Raw genomic sequence first — 17,511 nt, forward strand, 5'->3', positions numbered from 1 at the left:
TCATTGCCTTACCAGCTCACTGCCATTTTCCCTGGACGTAGCGGGCGGGGCGTGCCAGCGACGAGGCACTGGTCTCGAAGGAGCGCTGGCTCGGGTTCTCGGCGGCGGTCCCCTCGCGGGCGCCGTCCGGGCCGACGGTGACCACCCGCCGCTCGTCGCCCACCTGGAGCTCGACCTCGACGCGCCAGCGGCAGTCGCAGGTCGCGGTCGTCACGGCGAGCAGGAACGAGCCGCTCGTGCCCGGGGCCAGCACGCTCGCCGGCCCGGCGGGCGCGGGCACGACCACGCGGGCTCCGGCGGCCGCCAGGACCAGGTCGAGGTCGATGCTGGTCACCGGCCCCGCCAGGCCGGGCGGCCCGGAGCAGGTGAGCAGGAGGCCCTGCCTGGGGTCCTTGGACAGGCCGTCGATGTGCGGGGTGAACCCGACCACCTGGACGGTCTCGTCGGCGCCCGCCGTGAGGCCCAGCTGGACCGGCGTGGTGTCGGCCGGCACGGCGCCGAGCGACGCGGCCCAGGCGGCCCGGCCGTAGCAGTCGTCCCGGCCCCCCGGCGGCGCCGGCGGCACACCCGCGTCGTCGCCGAGCACATAGCTCGCGACGCGCGGGGTGCGAGCCGCGCCCAGCACCATCTGGTCCGAGTCGGTCTGGATCGTGACGGTGTACGGGGTGGCGCAGCCCCGGTGGAAGGTGTGGCAGGCCCAGCCGCGTGCCCGGTCGCCGGCCGGCGTGGCGGTGAGCGTGACCGTTCCCGCGGCCACCAGCACGACGGCCACGCCGGCGCCGGTCAGGATCCGGGCCCGCCGCCGCCCCCGGCCAGGCGGTGGCTCGGCTGCCCGCCGGCTGGCGACGGCATGCCTGCCGGCCCGGCCGGCCGACTCCTCGCCCAGGGTCGGTCCGTCCCCACCGGGCCCCCGCCGCTTGCGCCAACGCGCCATCCCGGTCCCGCTTCCCCGCCGTCAAATCAGGACAAAGGTCCACGACCAGCATGTCCGGGTGGCAGGCGTGCCCGCCGCCGGTTTCGCCGCCAAGTCACGCCGTTGGGCGAGTCCAGTCGAGATAGACGGACCGTTGGGGGAGTGGCCATTCCTCTGACGTCTCCTCATATCCGCGGGATTTCCACGAGGAGGCGGTGGCATATCCCGCGGAGGAGGGCGGCGCAGGACGACGTCGGTACGGGGTGACGTCAGCGCTTGACGAGCAGGTGGGGCGGCGGCGGGCCGAGACGTCCACGGAGAAAGTCGAGAAGCCCGCGCAGGCGTCCTTCGAGATTCCAGTACGGGCCGCGCCTGGCCGGCACGACCACCCCCGACGAGAGGTGCCACAACGCGACACAGAAACGAATGAACGCGTGGTAGCGGCCGGAGTGCTCCCGAACGAGCAGCAGGGTGTTGCGAAGCTGCAGGTAGTCGATGGCCGCGGAGGCCGAGCCGACGTACGGGTTCTTGACCATCGCGCCCCGCACGAGTCCGGACTCCCAGCCGGCCGCCTTCGCCCGCAGCGCGAGGTCGGCCTCCTCGCAGTAGGCGAAGTAGCGCTCGTCGAAGATCCCGACCTCGTCGAGGCAGGCGCGCCGGGCGAGCATCAACGTGCCGTGCGGGTGGCCGACCGTCTCCCAGCCGTCGTCGACGCTGGCGGGCACGAGGATCCCGCCGAAGTAGGGGTCGATGACCGGCGTCATCCCGTCGCCGACGTCGGCGCACGCCAACCCTGCTCGTGGCCGCTGCGCGAGCACGCCCAGCATGTGGCTCAGGCAGGTGGGCTCGGGAAGCGCGTCGTGCGGCGCGAGCACCACCCACTCGCCCGCGTCCTTGTCGGCGAGGAACGCGCGGTAGCCCACGTTGGCCGCCGGGCCGAACCCCAGGTTGCCGCCGGCGAGCACGACCGCGACGTCGGCTGCCTCCACCGGAGGGACGACGACTGACCCGTTGTCGACGATCGTGATCGTGACAGGAATGTCCTGCGCGCGGAACGCGTCGATCGTGTCGACGAGTCTTTCCGGCTGGTCGCGGTGGACGATGACGACCGAGAGAGGCTGCACCAACCAGTGCTACACCAGTAGGCGGACGACGCGCGAAGTCTGGGCCGGCGATGTCGATCTCATGGGCCACCCGTCGACCGCGGTTGCGCGGACGCGTTCTCGGGTGACAGCCACCGGTCCGGGGCCGAGCTCCGCCGCCCGGCCCCGAGCTCCGCCGCCCGGCTCACCCGAGCTGGCTGCCCGGCCGTTCACGAGCGCCCACAGAATGAGTGAAGTGGACGTCCGGGCCGGCGGGGCGGCGCTGTGCAGGATGCCGTGCCCGCGCCCTTCAGCGGCGTCACCCGAGGCAGGCGGCCCGAGCGGGATCGAGACCCGGTGGCGGGGCCCTCCTCGATGAGTGCCTCGGCGACCAGCCCGGCGATCGTCTCCGCGGCCGCCGCGCTCTGCGCGTCACCGATCGCCAGGCCATGGAAGCGGAACAAGCAGTAGAACAGGTCCTCGCGGAAGCCCGACGCCTCCGGGTCGTGATGACCGCACACCACTCCCGGCCGACCCTCCGGCAAGGAGACGGCCAGCCGGCGAGCGGGCTCCGGGCGTTCCCCGCAGACCACGCATTTTCCAAAGATCATATTCTTTTTACCCCCGTTGCGGCCCGTCAGTGCCACCGGGGCATCATGACATACGAGAACGGATGAGCTGGGCATTCAGGCGTATCGGCCACGGTGCGTGTCGGGAGACAGCCGTCGGGCGACGGTCCCCCGAGGGCGTCCGGCCGCGCCGTCGGCGCACCGGACGGAGGAGGCGACTGTGCGCTACGTCGCGATCGGGGACAGCTTCACCGAGGGCGTCGGCGACGAGCTGGACGACGGCGGTCCTCGCGGCTGGGCCGATCTCGTGGCGGCCGGGCTCGCCGCGCACCACCACCCGGCGCAGGTCTGGTACGCGAACCTCGCCATCCGCGGCCGGCTGCTCGAACCGATCGTCCACGGGCAGCTCGACGCCGCCCTCGCCCTCGACCCGGCTCCGACGATCCTGACGCTCAACGGCGGCGGAAACGACATGATGCGCCCCGGCGCCGACGTCGCCCGCCTGAGCGCCCTGACCGCCGAGGCCGTCGACCGGTGCCTGGAGGCGGGCGTCACGCCGGTCGTGCTCGCCGGCGCCGACCCGTCCAACCGGCTCCCCTTCGGCCGGACGCTGCACCGGCGCGCCGCCGAGCTGACCGACGCGGCCGCCGAGATCGCCCGCGCCCGCGGCGCGCTGTTCGTCAACGTCTTCGCCGACACGGAGATCCGCGAGGCGCGCTACTGGTCCGAGGACCGGCTTCATCTCAACTCGCTCGGTCACCACCGGGCCGCGCGCCTCGTCCTGGCCGCCCTCGGCGTCGAGGTGCCCGAGTCGCTGCCGGCCGACGGCGCACTGACCCGATCCGGCCGTCTCGCCGACGCCGGCTACTACTGGCGCCACGTCCGCCCCTGGGTGGCGCGACGCCTCACCGGCCGCTCCTCCGGCGACGGCCGGGACGCGAAGCACCAGGCGTGGGCCCTGGTGCCACCCCCGCCTCCGTCCTCGCCCCCGCTGACGGACGCCCCGGGGCCTGAGGCTGGCTGATCACCGCCTCGCCGGCCGTTCGTGGTCAAGGTGAGCTGCGAGAACGACCAAGCGTCTGCACGGGGCCGAGATCCGCGCGGGTCGCGAGGTGGGCCGATCTGGCGGGGTCGGGTGGATGTTCGGGTGGACCGGCTCGGCTGGCGATGCCCGTCCGAAGGGGACTTTCATCCTTTTTTATGGGCTCGCGTTCGGTTGGCGGTGCCAGCTCGGGGCACGCGTTTGGTAGAGCTGCGGCGTGCTCCGAGGTACGCCTTTGGGGGTAATGATGCCAAAAACGGCCTTCGGGCCGCCTGTGACGGTGCTGGAACCGGACAAAAGTGTGTCAGTCCTCCTTGACGTGGTTCGCCGCCATATGCACATGGACGTGGTGCTGCTCGGCATGTGGGAGGGCGATCTGCTCGTGATCCAGGTCGTCAGTGGAGATGGTGTCAGTTTCGGCTTAGCACCCGGCGTGACTCTCGATCTCGGCGAGGAGGTTCGCAGCGAGTCACAAACAGGGGACACCATTTCCGGAGACACCCGTTATGTCAGCGACGCAATATCGCGGATCGCTGAGGAGCTTGGAATCGGCTCTTACATCACGATACGCACGCTTGACGCCGATGGTCAGCCTTATGGGCTGCTCAGCTGCCTCGCCCACCAACCGCGCCCTCGACTACACGAACGCGATCGCGCATTCATGGTCCTCGCGGTTGAGTTCCTGCGCGACGAGGTCATCGACCTGAAGCGCGTGTGGGAGGCGAGAAGCCGAGTGTCGCGGGCGGTCTGCGCGGTCCTCGATGCCGGCGGTCCGACGGTCGTATTCCAGCCGATCGTCCGGTTGGCGACCGGCGCCGTGGTCGGGGTAGAGGCGCTGTCGCGTTTTCCCGTCCAGTGCGATGACCGGCCCTGCAACACCGAGGACTGGTTCGCCGCCGCCAAGGTGGTCGACCTGGGCACCAACCTGGAGATGGCCGCGATCCACCGAGCCCTACGGGTGCTGCCGGAGCTTCCCGCGGAGGTGACGCTCGCGGTCAACGCCTCTCCCAGCGTGGTTGTCGAGGGGCTGCCTGGGGTCGTCTGCTCCCTGCCCGATCGCGGCCGCCTCGTCGTGGAAATCACCGAACACGAGAACTGCGTCGCCTGCCCCGGCTTCCTAGCTGCGGTCGGGTGCCTACGTGATCACGGAGTGCGCATCGCCGTCGACGACACGGGTGCCGGATACTCCGGCCTGGATCAACTCCTACAACTGCGGCCAGACATCATCAAGGTCGACTACGTCATCATCCGCGGCATGGATCACGACCCGGCCCGCCGCACGATCGCCGTCGGTCTGGTCCGACTGACCGAGGAAATCGGCGGAACGGTCATCGCAGAAGGCATCGAAACCACCGCCGAACGCAAAGCCGCGATCACAGCCGGCATCCCCTACGGCCAGGGCTACCTTCTCGGTAAGCCCACAGCCTCGGCATCGGCGGCCTGCGTCCCCTACGCAACCAGAACGTCGTAGCGTGCGCCTGTCAGGTCAGTGAGCGAACATTCGCAACGTCGTACTCGGCCACAGATGCCGCGAGCATGGCGGCGCCCTGCTCCTCGCTCGGGCCGCTGCCGCGGAAGGCCTGGACGGCTTCCAGAGTCTCCCAACGCTCGAAGATGTTGATCCGTGTCGCGTCGATCAGGTCGGCGCTCAGGGCGTAGTCAAGACAGCCCGGCGCCTGTCGTGCCTGCTCGATGGCGTCGACGCAGCCGGCGAGGTAGTGCTCTCGCTCGGCAGGGTCGACGAAGATCTGTCCCGCGACGATCACCATGAAGTCCCCTCTCAAGCCCCGATGCTTCGACCGGCGTACAGAACAGACTGCCCACGGCGCCGTGGCTCATCGCCGGGCGCCGAACCGGCCGGGTACTCGGCCTATCTGGCTGTATCTGCGGTTGTCGCGGTATCACCGTGATGGGCGGGATGCGATCGAGCGGCAGCGGATCGACCTGACGCGCAAGCTCGACGTCGCGGGCTGTTGGACGATCATCGGTGAGTACGTCGACAACGACTCCGGCAGCGCCTCGGCCGCCCGCAACCGCAAAGGCTGGCACGCGCTGAACACGGCGATCGACGCCGACCAGGCCACCGCGGTCGGGTTCTGGAGGCTGGACCGAACCAACCGGATCACGGCGCGGTCTATCGAGTGAATCGCGCATTGCCAGGCGCAGCGGGTGATGTTGGTGTCGCATCAGGATTCGTCAAAGGAGTTGAACACGGCAACGGCCAGGGCGAAGCTGCTTTCTGGGATCAAGGCGTTGTTGGCCGAGGTCGAGACCGACACGATGGGTGAGCGGCAGCGCAGTGCGAAGCGGCACACCGCCGGACGTCTCGCATATAGGAAGGCATGCCATGACTACTCGGTACGTCCGCCATGGCCGTACCGTCTTGTCGTGGCTGGCGGTGGCGTGGGTTTAGACCAGGTCACATGTTCGCGAGACGGCGCGCTCGATTTCAGATCAGTACATCTGCCAGAGCAGCGCCGTGCGGTCCCCGCCGCCGGTGGCGAGGATGTGTCCGTCGGCCGTGAACGCCACCGAATACACGGCGCCGGTGTGGCTGGCGGGGGGTTGGCCGATCTGCCGGGGGCGGGTGGGATCAGCCACGTCCCACAGCCGCACCGTGCCGTCCCCACTGCCGGTGGCGAGGGCGTGTCCGTCGGCCGTGAACGCCACCGAATACACGGCGCCGGTGTGGCTGGCGGGGGGTTGGCCGATCCGCCGGGGGCGGGTGGCATCAGCCACGTCCCACAACTGCACCGTGCCGTCCCAGCTGCCGGTGGCGAGGGCGTGTCCGTCGGTCGCGAACGCCACCGACCGCACGCCGCTGATGAAGCCAGTCAGGGGTTGGCCGATCTGCCGGGGGCGGGTGGAGTCAGCCACGTCCCACAGCCGCACTGTGCCATCCTCGCTGCCCGTGGCGAGCGTGTTTCCGTCGGCCGTGAACGCCACCGAATACACAGCGCTGGCGTGGCCGCTCAGGGGTTGGCCGATCTGCCGGGGGCGGATGGAGTCAGCCACGTCCCACAGCCGCACTGTGCCATCCTCGCTGCCGGTGGCGAGCGTGTTTCCGTCGGCCGTGAACGCCACCGACCGCACACCATTGGGGTGGCCAGTCAGGGGTTGGCCGATCTGCCGGGGGCGGGTGGGATCAGCCACGTCCCACAGCCGCACCGTGCCGTCCCCACTGCCGGTGGCGAGGGCGTGTCCGTCGGCCGCGAACGCCACCGAATACACAGCGCGGGTGTGGCTGGCGAGGGGTTGGCCGATCTGCCGGGGGCGGGTGGGATCAGCCACGTCCCACAGCCGCACCGTGCCGTCCCCACTGCCGGTGGCGAGGGCGTGTCCGTCAGCCGCGAACGCCACCGACCATACGACGCCGGTGTGGCCAGTGAGAGGTTGGCGGACCCGCCTGGGCATGGCCAGTGGCTGGGCGGGCGCCTGCGGGGTAGGAGGGGGAAACGCGGGTTCGTCGATGGGTGGAGCATCCCGTGCGGGCACGGGGAAGGCGGGGGCAGCAGCGGGTTTGACTCGGCCGGCGATGGTCCCGCGGATCTGGTCGAGCAAGTAGCCGCGGGCATCGTCGGCGGACCGGTCGAACAGGTCGATGGACACGACTGCGCCGAGAAGACCCGGGCGACGGCAGTCCTCGACACGGATCGGGAGGAGTTTGCGGGCGAAACCATTGGGGTCAGCGGCCTGCACGGCCTGCCATTCCTGGCGGCCGTAGACCGAATTAAGGTAGGCGGCGGACAGGATCGCAATGGTCCGTTCCGAGTGTTGAACGCCTTCGTCCATGCGGAACTGCCAGTTCGTGCCAGCAACGAAGTCCCATGCCTGGATCAGGACTCGGTACCCGGCGTCCTCCAACTGCCAGGCCACCCACTCAGCCCAGGCCTGGTTATCGCGAGTATAGGAGACGAAAAAGTCCCACCCCTGCGACGTCAGCACGGCCCGCATGTCCCCCATGGACCGATCTTCGCATTTACACCCGCACCGACGCCGAGCGGCCTGCGTCGGTGGGAGAACGAGCGATGACCATCACGCGAGTAGGGGGCAGTGGCAACGCCTAACCTGCATGTACCCGCTCGCTTGCTGATGCAAGCGGTCGGTCGGCGTGCACGAGTCTAGCTGTCGTCCGGCTGGCAAAGGTGGAGGCTGCGCGCCCGACCTGGTCGGTCGCGCAGCCGTGCCTGGACGGTCGACAGCGGCCTTGCCCTTCACAGCTCGGACGGAGCGGGGCTCCTCCGGCGGGCAGGCAAACTCCGCTTTGCCCCAGGGTTCTCGGCCAGGCAGGACCCGTCGACGTGGAGTCGTGTCGGTGGCAGGCGGCTGTACTCGGCGCCGACTTGCTCCGGTCCGCCAACGGCCAGTCTCCTGCTGTACCGATACGTTCCGTGTCTTCCCTGTTGAAAACTGGTCCATGGTGGATCCCTGTCGCAGCCACCCTGTGTCACCACCACGCCGGCCGCGTTACCCCCGACGGCAGGCGCGTCTCCGCGTCTCCGACCGCTACGTCCACCTGCTCCTGCGTGAGGTTCACTACGCGGCTCAGGTCCACCCCGTGCAGCTGGGCGCCGGTCAGGTTGGCCCGATATGGCTGGGCATCGGTCAGATTCGCCCCATGCAACCGGGCGCCGGTGAGGTTCGCCCCGTGTAGCACGGCGCTGTACAGGACCGCCTCGTGCAGTTGGCCGTTGGTCAGGTTCGCCTCGTTCAGCTCGGCGGTACTCAGGTCCGCCCTTTCCAGCCGGGCGCTGGTCAGGTTCGCCCCGTGCAGCCGGGCGAAGGACAGGTCCGCCTGGTACAGATCGGCGTTGGTCAGGTTCGCCCCGTGCAGCCGGGCGCCGGTCAGGTTCGCGTAGAACAGCCGGGCATCCCTGAAATCGGCCTGACGTAGGTCGACGTCGCGCAGGTCACCGGAGGCGAGGTCGAGGCCCGTCAGGCTGGCGGGGCCGGTGAGGTCGGCGCCAGCGAGGTCCGCGCGGGGGATGCCGTCGCGGTAGGGCAGGCGTGCGAGGACCTGGACTGCGGCGCGCATGTCGGCACCAGAACGCTCCGCCGGGCTGGCACCGGGCGAGGACGGGCGCAGTGCCGGGTCGCTGCTGCGGGTCCGCACGAACGCCGAGAGCACCTCCACCACGGTCCGCTGGTCGCCCGGCGAGTCCACCGCGATCCGTTCCAGCGCGTAGATCCCCCCAAGCCGGATCCCGAGGTTGTCCGGCTCGTTGAGCAACTTCACCGCCTCCACGTACAACTCGCGCACGTGGGTGTTCGCGGTCGCGGCCCGTTCGCGAACATCGGCGGCCTCGTTCGCCCGCTTGGTTTCGGCGTTGGCCTGCCGCGTCTCGTCCAGCGCGATCAGCGCGCCCGCCACCGCAGTAAGCGCCGCAGCCGCGGTCAACAGGCCGCCCTGCAACGCGGCCCGAGCCTGAACAGCGCCATCGGAGCCGCCCGGGTACATCCGGACCGGCAAATGCCAGATCGCGACCACCGCGCCGATCGCACCCAACCCCGCAAGACCGGCGATCGTCAGCAGCCAGCGGCGGCCAGAACGCCTCGCTGCTCCCCCGTTGTCGGTCATGGGGAGGGTTGTACCGCTGCGCCGCTGACCGGTGGCGCGTAACGGCAAAGTCAAGCAGGATCGGCCGTCAGGCATCAGGTGGGACCGAGATGTAAAGCATCACATGGGATCGGACAGGGTAAGTGAAGATCGCCATCGCAGAAAAACTCTACGGGTTCAAGCAGGATCGGCCGTCAGGCATCAGGTGGGACCGAGATGTAAAGCATCACATGGGATCGGACAGGGGTAAGTGAAGATCGCCATCGCAGAAAAACTCTACGGGTTCAAGGCGCCCCTTCGGGGCGCGCGCCGCGCTGCGCCGCACGCGACGCGCGGGCGGGTCCCGTCAGCCCCGCTGCGACCCCGGGGCCCCGCCTCGCTTCGCTCGGCACCCCGGGCGCGTCGGGTCTGCCACCCGCCCGCGCGCGTCGGAGCGGCGGCGCGTCGCTGAGAACCGGAAGGGCCACCGTCGAATCCATCGGTAGGCCGTCCGAGGCCCGCTGAGCGCTGCCAGGGTCAGGGCGCTGCCGAGCGTTGTAGTAGAGAGGTGCTTCCGGCAGCGTCCTCGGCTTGGCCCCGGATGTTGCGCTTGGCTGGAGGGGACGGGGATCGTTCGATGTGGTGGCCGGTGCTCGACGAGGCTGCCCGTGCGCAGTGGGACTACGTCCCGTACGAGCGTGTTGGCCCGCTGCGCTTTGGTATGAGCTTCGAGGAAACAGTCGCCGTGATGAGGCCGCGTGGGTTCACCAGCCAATCCCTCGGCATCGTGGGCAAGAGCCCCGGTGGAATTCGCCGCGGCATCGAGTGGCCGGTGTCATATACGGCTTCGAGTAGTGACTTGAGTAATTTCGGTTCCTCGCTCTGGCACGCAAGAACGCAATCGCCCTGGGATCGTCTTGGCGATCGCGGAGTCAACCCCGCCTGGAGCCCGGCCCGGGCCCGGTCGGGGCGCCGCCCGGGCGCTCGGGCGGCCGGGTGTTCATCCTGTCCGACGTCAGAGTCACGACCAGCGCCGTTTCGCGCCCCTGACGTCTGACGCGACGCCCGGGATCCCCCGGGCGCCTGCCCCGACGCTCCGCTGCGCACGTCCATCCACCCATGGGCTGTGGCGGGCGTGAAGCCGGGATCCGCCCCACAACCCATGACCAGATCCGATGCGAGACCTGAGTAATTAGGGTTCCTCGCTCTGGCTCTGACGATCCCACCCGATCACGAGCCTAGCCATGATCGGGTGGGATCTTCGGTGCCGTTCGGTTGACCGGTCAGGAGGTCTTCTCTTGAGCGTGCTCGATCTTCGCTGGTCGGGCGTGCACGCCCGTTTGCCTACCCATTCGGTGATCTTTGAGGAATGGATCGTGCAAGCGCAACCCCCGGAGGGCGGAACGGCCGTCCGCTACGTGCTGGCCATCCGGGTGACGGAGCCGCGGATGCGGTCCAGCGTCAGGTCCTCCAGGCAGCCGCGCAGCCGGCGGCGGGTGTCGGCGGGCAGCGACGGGTGGACCACCGCCTGGTAGGAGCCGTCGGCCTGGCGGACCGGGGTGGACGTGTCCGACCACTCGAGCGTCCCGACGCACGTCTCCCACAGTGTCGTCGCGGCCAGGTCGGAACCGTGGGTGAACCGCTTCCCCTGGACCGTGAACACCACCGTCGTCGTGGCCGCCGTGCCCGAGCCGCCGTGGTACTCGGTCGCCTCCTCCAGCGCGTGCACGCCGAACAGCACGCCACCGAGCACGACCAGCAGGATGACGACGTTGCGTGCGGTCTTCATCGCGAGGCTGGCCAGCGGAGGGCCGCGTCCCCGGTCATCGGGGGGACGCCGGGTGGCGCAGCAGCCGCAGGGGGTCAGTGCTGTCGTCCAGCAGGCCGCCGGGCGGCGGGCCGAGCCGGGACATCCGCGTGGCCAGGTGCGGGTCGGAGCTGTTGCGGGCGGTCGCCCGGCCGATCCGTTCGACCAGCCAGGCCGCGCCGGACAGGGCCAGTCCCGTCCCCATCAGGATGGGGATGAACACCGGGGCCGATGAACCCGAACCGCTCTGGCGCAGCCAGGCGAAGACCGCCGACGGCTCGTCCGGCGCCTCGCGCAGGTGCGCGGCGATGCGGGAGCGGCGGGCGGGGTGGTCGGCCGAGGTCTCCACCGCCCGGGTCAGCCTGGTCAGCCGGGACGAGACGACCAGTCCGACCAGCGCCACCTCCACCGCCAGGAAGATCAGCCCGCTGACCAGCGCCCGGTTCCACTCCCAGCGGTACAGGTAGACGAAGAAGTACAGCCCGGAGCCGAGCAGGGTCACCCCGCCGATCCCGAGGACGAACAGCCGTCTCATGATCCTCCCCCGACTCGGCCGGCCCGCTCGGTCCGGGTCCCGCCGGCCCGGGCCTTCTCCGTCTTCTGCCCGGAGCCGTTGGCCGACGGCTGGTCCGCCCCGGTCGCGGCCGCTTCGTCCTCCTCCAGCCGGCTGACCGTCCCGTCGCCCCCGTCGATGACGAGCACCTCGCCCTCGGCCAGGTCGTCGAGCCCGTCCGGGAACCCGACGACGGTGGGCACCCGGTACTCGCGGGCCAGGATCGCCAGGTGGCTCAGCGGGCTGCCGGTGCGCGAGACCAGCCCGGCCAGGTCCGGCAGCACGGCGGCGAGCGTCGGGTCCAGGTTCTCGACCAGCAGGATCATGCCGGCGGCGCCCTCCCAGGCGCGGGTCAGCGGGGCCTGGGCCCGGCCGGAGCTGACGCCCCGCGGGCCGGCGCCGGAGCGGCCGTCGGCGACCAGGCTGCCGTCCGGGGCGAGCCGGAACGCCGCGGGCAGCGCCGGTACGAGGGGCTCCTTCGGCCTGGCCGGCACCGCGACCGCGACGTTGTGCGAGACGGTGAGGGTCATCAACGCGTCCAGGGTCAGGTGGCGGACGTCGTCGGCGTGGTGCAGCTGGCCGCGCCGCGCCATCCGCCGCCCAAGCTCCATCGCGACCAGGGCGGAGAGCTCCTGCAGCCAGCGCGTGCGCAGCCGCAGCGTCTCCCGGGCCAGCGCCATCGGATCGTCGCCCTCGCCAGTGGGGGTGCCCACGTAGGCGGGGGTCGGCGGAAGCCGGCGACTGCCGCCGACGCGCGGCGGGATCAGGGCCAGTGCCTCCGGGAAGCGGGTGATGATCTCCTCGTCGGCGAGGCCGTCCTCCCGGGCCAGCGACACGGTCGCCACCGCGACGGCGGCGCCGGTGGTGGAGCTGGCGCGGGCGTTGAGGAACAGGCCGGCCAGGATCTCGTGGGCGTGCACGCCCATCAGCGTCGAGCGGGTGTTGCGCAGCAGCACCGGCAGCTGGTGGTCGGCCAGCGTGGCCAGGGGCCGCACCTCCCGCAGGGCGTCGTCGACGTCGGTGGCCAGGTCCGCCACGATGGCCGGCATCGCCACCCGCAGCCGGCCGATGCGCCAGGCCGCCCGCAGCCGCCGGTAGCCGGGCCGGGGGTCGAACGGCGTCCACCAGCGCCGGCGGCGCAGCACTCCGAGCGCCTCCAGGTCGACCGCGACCCGGCCCTGGATGTCGAGCACGTAGGGCTGCTTGGGCGGGCGGCGGCCCAGGGTGCCGGACAGTCGCAGCGCCTCCTCCAGGCCCTCCTCCAACGGAGGAACCCACAGGTCCAGCTCCAGGCGGGACAGCGGCTCCGGGAACGTCTCGGCGACCGGCCCCGGGCCGAAGACGTGGCTGCGCCGGGCGGGTACGGCGCTGGCGGTGACCGGCCGGCTCTGCAGCAGCCGCAGCGTGCCGTCCGGCTCGATCAGCCACTCCATGTCCTGCGGCCCGCCGAACAGCCGGCGGGTGCGCCAGGCGAGCCGGGCCAGCCGGAACCGGTCGTGGGCGTGCAGCGCGGCCGGGACCGGCCCGTCCACCGACCTCAGCCGGCCGAACCGCGACAGCACGACGCTCGTGCCGCTGACCTCGCCGCTGACGATCAGCTCGGGCAGGCCGTCGGTCATCGAGACCAGCAGCCGGGAGCGGTCACCGGTCAGCGGGTCCAGGCCGAACATCACCCCGCCCAGGCGGGCCTGCGCCATCGGCTGGACGAGGACGGCCATGCCGGCGGCCTCGGGCCCGATCCGGGCCGAGCCCACCACCTCGCCGACCGCCTTGACGAAGGCGTCCCACCCGGTCACGTGCAGCACGGACAGGAACTGCCCGGCCATCGAGGAGGTCTCGGAGTCCTCGGCTACCGAGGAGGAGCGGACCGCGAGCGGGTGGGCGCCGCCGTCGGTGAGCCGCTCCCAGTACCGGCGCGCCTCGTCGTCGTCGGCCAGGGCGGCGGCGATCCCCGGGCCGTCGAGACCGGCGCTGGCCCGGGTGGTGACGACGAACCCGGGGATGACGGGCAGCCCGGCGCCGGCCGAGACGGCGAGGTTGGCTGCCTTGGCCCCGACCAGCTCGACACCGGTCGCGGCCGGGTCATCCAGCCAGACGAGGCGAGGTCCGCCGCCGTCCGCCATGGGCCGCCTCCGCGAAACATGTGAAGTCGATGAAAACGACCATACCGATCGCGGACGACACGGGAAGGTGATGAGGCGTTCACCACTCGTTCAGCCTGAAGACCCCTGCTTTGGCCGGTCGGAACCTGGCAGGTCAGCGGGTCAGGGCCCGGTCCACGCGGCCTCGGCGGCTCCGGCAGGGCGATCCGGCGTGGGCGCGGTTGAACAGCCGGTCGACCGCGACCAGCAACAGCGCGTCGATCAGCAGCCCGGCCAGCACGTCCGACGGCCAGTGCACGCCGAGATAGACCCGGCTGGCACCGATGATCACCACCAGCGCGCAGGACATCGCGACGCTGGCCCGCCAGATCCAGCGGGAGGAGACATACAGCGAGATCACGATGGGCACCATCGCCCAGAGCGCGGCGGCGGCCATCACATGCCCGCAGGGGAACGACGGGCCGTTGCCGGCGACCATCCGGGAGATGTCCGGCCTGGGCCGGTCGACCAGGAGCTTCATGGTGTGCTCGACGAGCGGGCGGGCGGCGGTCACCGTCCAGATCGTGTAGCCGACGGTTCGGCACCGCGCCCAGGCGGCCAGGCCGAGCAGCGGACCCAGCGTGTACACGACCTTCGACGAGCCGATGAAGGACGCCCGCCGGAACAGCCAGTTCAGGGCGGGGGAGCGGTGGTCGATCACCCACTGCTCGATGGGGTGGTCGAAGCCACGGACCAGCACCGGGTTGGCCCAGTGGGCGGTGATCGCCAGGGCGGCCACGATACCGGCGAGCGAGGCGACGCGCCGCCAGTCGGTGACCATCAACGGCGCGGCCGAGGTCGGCACGTGGGGAGGATGAACAACGAGGGGGTGGGCTGCGTCAGCCGTTGTCACGGTCATCCCGCTCCACACTAACGGCCCATCAATGCCCCACTGGATCCGGTCTGGTCCCCTTTCCTCCCCCTCCACCCCAACGGGTGGTGGGGCGCGCGGCGGTCAGCCGGAGTCGCGTTGGAGGAGCAGGACGCCGGACGGGGTGCCGCCGCCGGTGGACACGACGGCGGTCCGCGCGTCGGCGACCTGGCGTTCGCCCGCGTCGTGGCGCAGCTGGGCGACCGCCTCGTAGAGGAAGCCGAAGCCGTGGGTGCGGCCCTCGGAGAGCTGCCCGCCGTGCGGGTTGAGCGGAAGCTCGCCGTCGAGGGCGATGCGCCGGCCCTTGTCGATCCAGTCCTGGGCCTCGCCGAGCCCGCAGAAGCCGAGGGCCTCCAGCCAGGACACCGCGTTGAAGGTGAAGCCGTCGTAGAGCAGGGCGACGTCGACGTCGGCGGGGCGCAGGCTGGTCCTGGTCCACAGGTGCGCGGCCTGGCCGAGGACCTGGGGCTCGTGGGTGATCGTCCCCTGGTCCCAGGAGACGCGCTCGAGGATCTGGGTGCCGACGGCCTCGACGCGGATCGCCGGCCGGGGCCGGTCGGGCGCGGTCTCCGCGGCCGAGACGATGATCGCGATCGACCCGTCGCAGGGCACGTCGCAGTCGTACAGGCCGAACGGCGAGCTGATCATCCGGGCGGACAGGTAGTCGTCCATCGTCATCGGGTCCCGGTAGATCGCCGCCGGGTTGCGGGCCGCGTTCGCCCGTCCGTTCAGCGCGATCGCGCCGAGCAGCTCCCGGGTCGCGCCGTAGCGGTGCAGGTACTGGTTGGCGTTCATGCCGATCCAGTTCGCCGCCGACATCGCCCCGAACGGCGCCCGGTACTCGAACATCCCGGAGACCCGGCCACCGCCCTCGCCACCACCGCCTCCGCCGCGCTGCAGGGCGGCGAAGGTGGAGGCCCAGACCGTCCGGAAGCAGAGCACGTGCCGGCACAGCCCGTTCGCGACCGCCATCATCGCGGCGATCACGGCACCGCCCGGGCCGGGGATGTCCATGCCGCCGTTGATCCAGGTCGGCTGCAGGCGCAGCGCCTCCTCGACGGCGGTGACGCCGCCCTCGCTCATCCCACCAAGGGCGCCGTCCCCGCCCGGATAGGTGGACAGCCCGTCGATGTCGGCGAGCGTCAGGCCGGCGTCCGCGACGGCCGCGAGGCACGCGTCGACCGTGAGCGAGAGCGGGTCGACCATGAGCCGCCGGCCGAGCGCGGAGCGCCCGATGCCGGACAGCACCGTCCGGTGCTCGAACCGCTCCTCGCTCACCGGCGGCCGGGGCACCGGCCGGCTGGGCGCCGGGACGCGGTCGACCGGGTCGGTGCCGCCGGCCGGCTCGAACAGCGGCAGCCACACGTCCTCGTGCCGCTCGAACCGGACGGCGACCTCCTGGCCCACGTGCACGTCGTCCGGCGGGCAGCCGACGATGTTCGTGGTGAGGCGGACGTCGGTCTGCTCCGCCAGCGCGACGACGGCGACGACGTAGGGCTTCCTAATGCGTCTGTCAAGCGGCGACGGCTGCGTTGGGTGCCTGGTAGGGGGTCCGGTTGCGGATGATCGCGTGCAGGACGTTGACGCGTCGGCGGGCGAGCGCGAGGACGGCCTGGTGGTGGGTCTTGCCCTCGTCTCGTTTCCGCCGGTAGTAGGCCTTGCTGGTGGGGTCACAGCTGACGGCGACGAACGCGGACTGGTAGAAGACGCGTTTGAGTGCCTTGTCGCCGGCGGTGGGTCGGCGCAGGTAGCGGACCCTGCCGGACTGGCGCAGGACGGGAGCGAGGCCTGCTGCGGCGGCGAGCTGGTCGCCGCTGGGGAACCGGCCGATGCCTCCGGTGACGGCGAGGAACTCGGCGGTCAGGGTGGCCCCCATGCCGGGCAGGCTGCGGATGAGGGCCGCGTCAGGGTGGCGGTCGAGGACCGCGGCGATGTTCTTGTCGATCTGGGTGAGCTGGTCGCGGCCGGCGAGCATCTCGCGGGCCAGGCCGCGGGCGAGATCGGCCGCGACGGCTTCGCCGGGCACGGTGACGTGCTGGGCCTGGGCGGCGGCGAGCGCGGCTTCGGCGAGCGCGGCCAGGTCGCTGTCGCGGACGTGGTGCAGTTTGCGCAGATGGGCCAGCAGGCCGCGCCGGCCGGCCCGGCGGATCTCGCCTGGGGTGACGTAGCGGGTCAGCAGCCACATCCCGGTCTTGGTCGTCACGTCGACGATCTGTTCGAGTCCGGGGTGGATCGAGCTGAGCAGATCCCGCAGCCGGGCGGCCCGGCGGGTCTGGTCGGTGACGATCTCACCGCGTCGGCTGGTCAGCAGCCGCAGCTCGATGTCGTCGTCCCGCATCCGTTCGACGACACGCAGGTCGTCGCGCATCCGCACCTGGTCGGCGATGACCCGGGCGTCCTTCGGGTCGCTCTTGTGCTCTCCACCCACCGTGCCCCGGCGGGCCCGGTTGACCGCCAGACCCGGCACGTGCACCACAGCCAGGCCGGCGTCGAGCAGCATCGCCTCCAGCAACGACGCGATCCCGCCGAGCAGGTCGATCCCGACCCGGGCCGGGCCATGCTCGGCCTCGGCGACTCGGATCTGCCCGATCAGCTCCGCGATGTCGGCCGGGGTGTTCTCCACCCCCCGGCTGGTCAGCACCGCGCCGGTCTCAGCGACCTTGATCTCGGCCCAGTGCAGTTGCTTGGCGACGTCGACACCCACCGCTATCGCCACGTCCGGTCTCCTTTCGCCGTCCCGGTCCGCGTGCGGCCTCTTCCCGCCGGCCCTGCCCTACATAGCGATCGATCGCAGTTCCCAATCAGCGGTCAGGAAGAAGCGGCGAGACAGGGGGCCAAGCCACCGTGGCCATCAAGGGCAGCCGACATGAAAGCCATCCCTGCCTCGCTCGCACACCCCCGATCCTGCCGCCCCTCACAGGCGACCCTGCAGACCGGGCGCACTCAGGAAGGTAGGGCGGCGTGACCGCTCCGATCCGCGGTGGCGCGGTCACCCGG

At 71.2% G+C, this 17,511-nt stretch carries 14 protein-coding genes and 1 pseudogene; 3 read left to right on the forward strand and 12 right to left on the reverse strand.

Annotated elements, in window-relative coordinates; translation table 11 throughout:
• Positions 1–16 precede the first annotated feature (16 nt).
• From FRCN3DRAFT_RS0215895 to FRCN3DRAFT_RS55105, 3 genes are all read right to left on the reverse strand, one after another.
• The gene (locus tag FRCN3DRAFT_RS0215895; protein ID WP_007517419.1) at positions 17–934 is read right to left on the reverse strand and encodes a hypothetical protein; all 918 of its coding nucleotides are present in this window, start codon (positions 932–934) and stop codon (positions 17–19) included.
• Positions 935–1,182: 248 nt separating this feature from the next.
• Positions 1,183–2,037, reverse strand: a complete 855-nt coding sequence (locus FRCN3DRAFT_RS0215900; protein WP_007517418.1) for a glycosyltransferase — start codon at positions 2,035–2,037, stop codon at positions 1,183–1,185.
• Positions 2,038–2,225: 188 nt separating this feature from the next.
• Positions 2,226–2,588, reverse strand: a complete 363-nt coding sequence (locus FRCN3DRAFT_RS55105; protein ID WP_131803603.1) for a hypothetical protein — start codon at positions 2,586–2,588, stop codon at positions 2,226–2,228.
• 196 nt (positions 2,589–2,784) lie between these two features.
• Between FRCN3DRAFT_RS55105 and FRCN3DRAFT_RS44705 the strand changes: the two genes are divergently transcribed.
• Both FRCN3DRAFT_RS44705 and FRCN3DRAFT_RS0215915 read left to right on the forward strand, forming a co-directional pair.
• Entirely contained in the window at positions 2,785–3,588 is an 804-nt protein-coding gene (locus FRCN3DRAFT_RS44705) for an SGNH/GDSL hydrolase family protein (RefSeq protein WP_007517416.1), read from the forward strand.
• A gap of 265 nt (positions 3,589–3,853) precedes the next feature.
• A complete protein-coding gene (locus FRCN3DRAFT_RS0215915) occupies positions 3,854–5,077 on the forward strand; it encodes an EAL domain-containing protein (RefSeq protein WP_007517415.1) in 1,224 nt (407 codons plus the stop codon).
• A gap of 10 nt (positions 5,078–5,087) precedes the next feature.
• On the opposite strand, the gene FRCN3DRAFT_RS0215920 is transcribed toward FRCN3DRAFT_RS0215915, so the two are convergent.
• Complete coding sequence (locus tag FRCN3DRAFT_RS0215920; protein WP_198535982.1) at positions 5,088–5,390, reverse strand: putative quinol monooxygenase; 303 nt, start codon at positions 5,388–5,390, stop codon at positions 5,088–5,090.
• Positions 5,391–5,496: 106 nt separating this feature from the next.
• On the opposite strand from FRCN3DRAFT_RS0215920, the gene FRCN3DRAFT_RS55110 reads away from it, so the two are divergent.
• Entirely contained in the window at positions 5,497–5,751 is a 255-nt protein-coding gene (locus FRCN3DRAFT_RS55110; protein ID WP_027140633.1) for a recombinase family protein, read from the forward strand.
• 309 nt (positions 5,752–6,060) lie between these two features.
• On the opposite strand, the gene FRCN3DRAFT_RS0215930 is transcribed toward FRCN3DRAFT_RS55110, so the two are convergent.
• From FRCN3DRAFT_RS0215930 to FRCN3DRAFT_RS44720, 8 genes and pseudogenes are all read right to left on the reverse strand, one after another.
• Positions 6,061–7,560, reverse strand: coding sequence for a toll/interleukin-1 receptor domain-containing protein (locus FRCN3DRAFT_RS0215930; protein WP_035928095.1), 1,500 nt, complete (start codon positions 7,558–7,560; stop codon positions 6,061–6,063).
• A 493-nt stretch (positions 7,561–8,053) separates the two neighbouring features.
• A complete protein-coding gene (locus tag FRCN3DRAFT_RS0215935) occupies positions 8,054–9,184 on the reverse strand; it encodes a pentapeptide repeat-containing protein (RefSeq protein ID WP_007517411.1) in 1,131 nt (376 codons plus the stop codon).
• A 1,372-nt stretch (positions 9,185–10,556) separates the two neighbouring features.
• Positions 10,557–10,931, reverse strand: a complete 375-nt coding sequence (locus FRCN3DRAFT_RS0215940; protein ID WP_007517409.1) for a hypothetical protein — start codon at positions 10,929–10,931, stop codon at positions 10,557–10,559.
• A gap of 34 nt (positions 10,932–10,965) precedes the next feature.
• Positions 10,966–11,484 (reverse strand): hypothetical protein, encoded by a 519-nt coding sequence (locus tag FRCN3DRAFT_RS0215945; RefSeq protein WP_007517408.1) that lies wholly within the window; start codon positions 11,482–11,484, stop codon positions 10,966–10,968.
• Complete coding sequence (locus FRCN3DRAFT_RS0215950; RefSeq protein WP_007517407.1) at positions 11,481–13,625, reverse strand: PEP/pyruvate-binding domain-containing protein; 2,145 nt, start codon at positions 13,623–13,625, stop codon at positions 11,481–11,483. The genes FRCN3DRAFT_RS0215945 and FRCN3DRAFT_RS0215950 overlap by 4 nt, the downstream gene beginning before the upstream one ends.
• Positions 13,626–13,758: 133 nt before the next feature.
• Positions 13,759–14,448, reverse strand: coding sequence for a phosphatase PAP2 family protein (locus FRCN3DRAFT_RS49515; protein WP_071042268.1), 690 nt, complete (start codon positions 14,446–14,448; stop codon positions 13,759–13,761).
• Between the two features lie 150 nt (positions 14,449–14,598).
• Positions 14,599–16,014, reverse strand: a pseudogene (locus FRCN3DRAFT_RS44715) (thiolase C-terminal domain-containing protein); the annotation flags it as partial.
• A gap of 13 nt (positions 16,015–16,027) precedes the next feature.
• A complete protein-coding gene (locus FRCN3DRAFT_RS44720) occupies positions 16,028–17,230 on the reverse strand; it encodes an IS110 family RNA-guided transposase (RefSeq protein WP_007514502.1) in 1,203 nt (400 codons plus the stop codon).
• Between the last annotated feature and the right edge of the window lie 281 nt (positions 17,231–17,511).

Source organism: Pseudofrankia saprophytica, assembly GCF_000235425.2.
GTDB classification, from domain to species: domain Bacteria; phylum Actinomycetota; class Actinomycetes; order Frankiales; family Frankiaceae; genus Pseudofrankia; species Pseudofrankia saprophytica.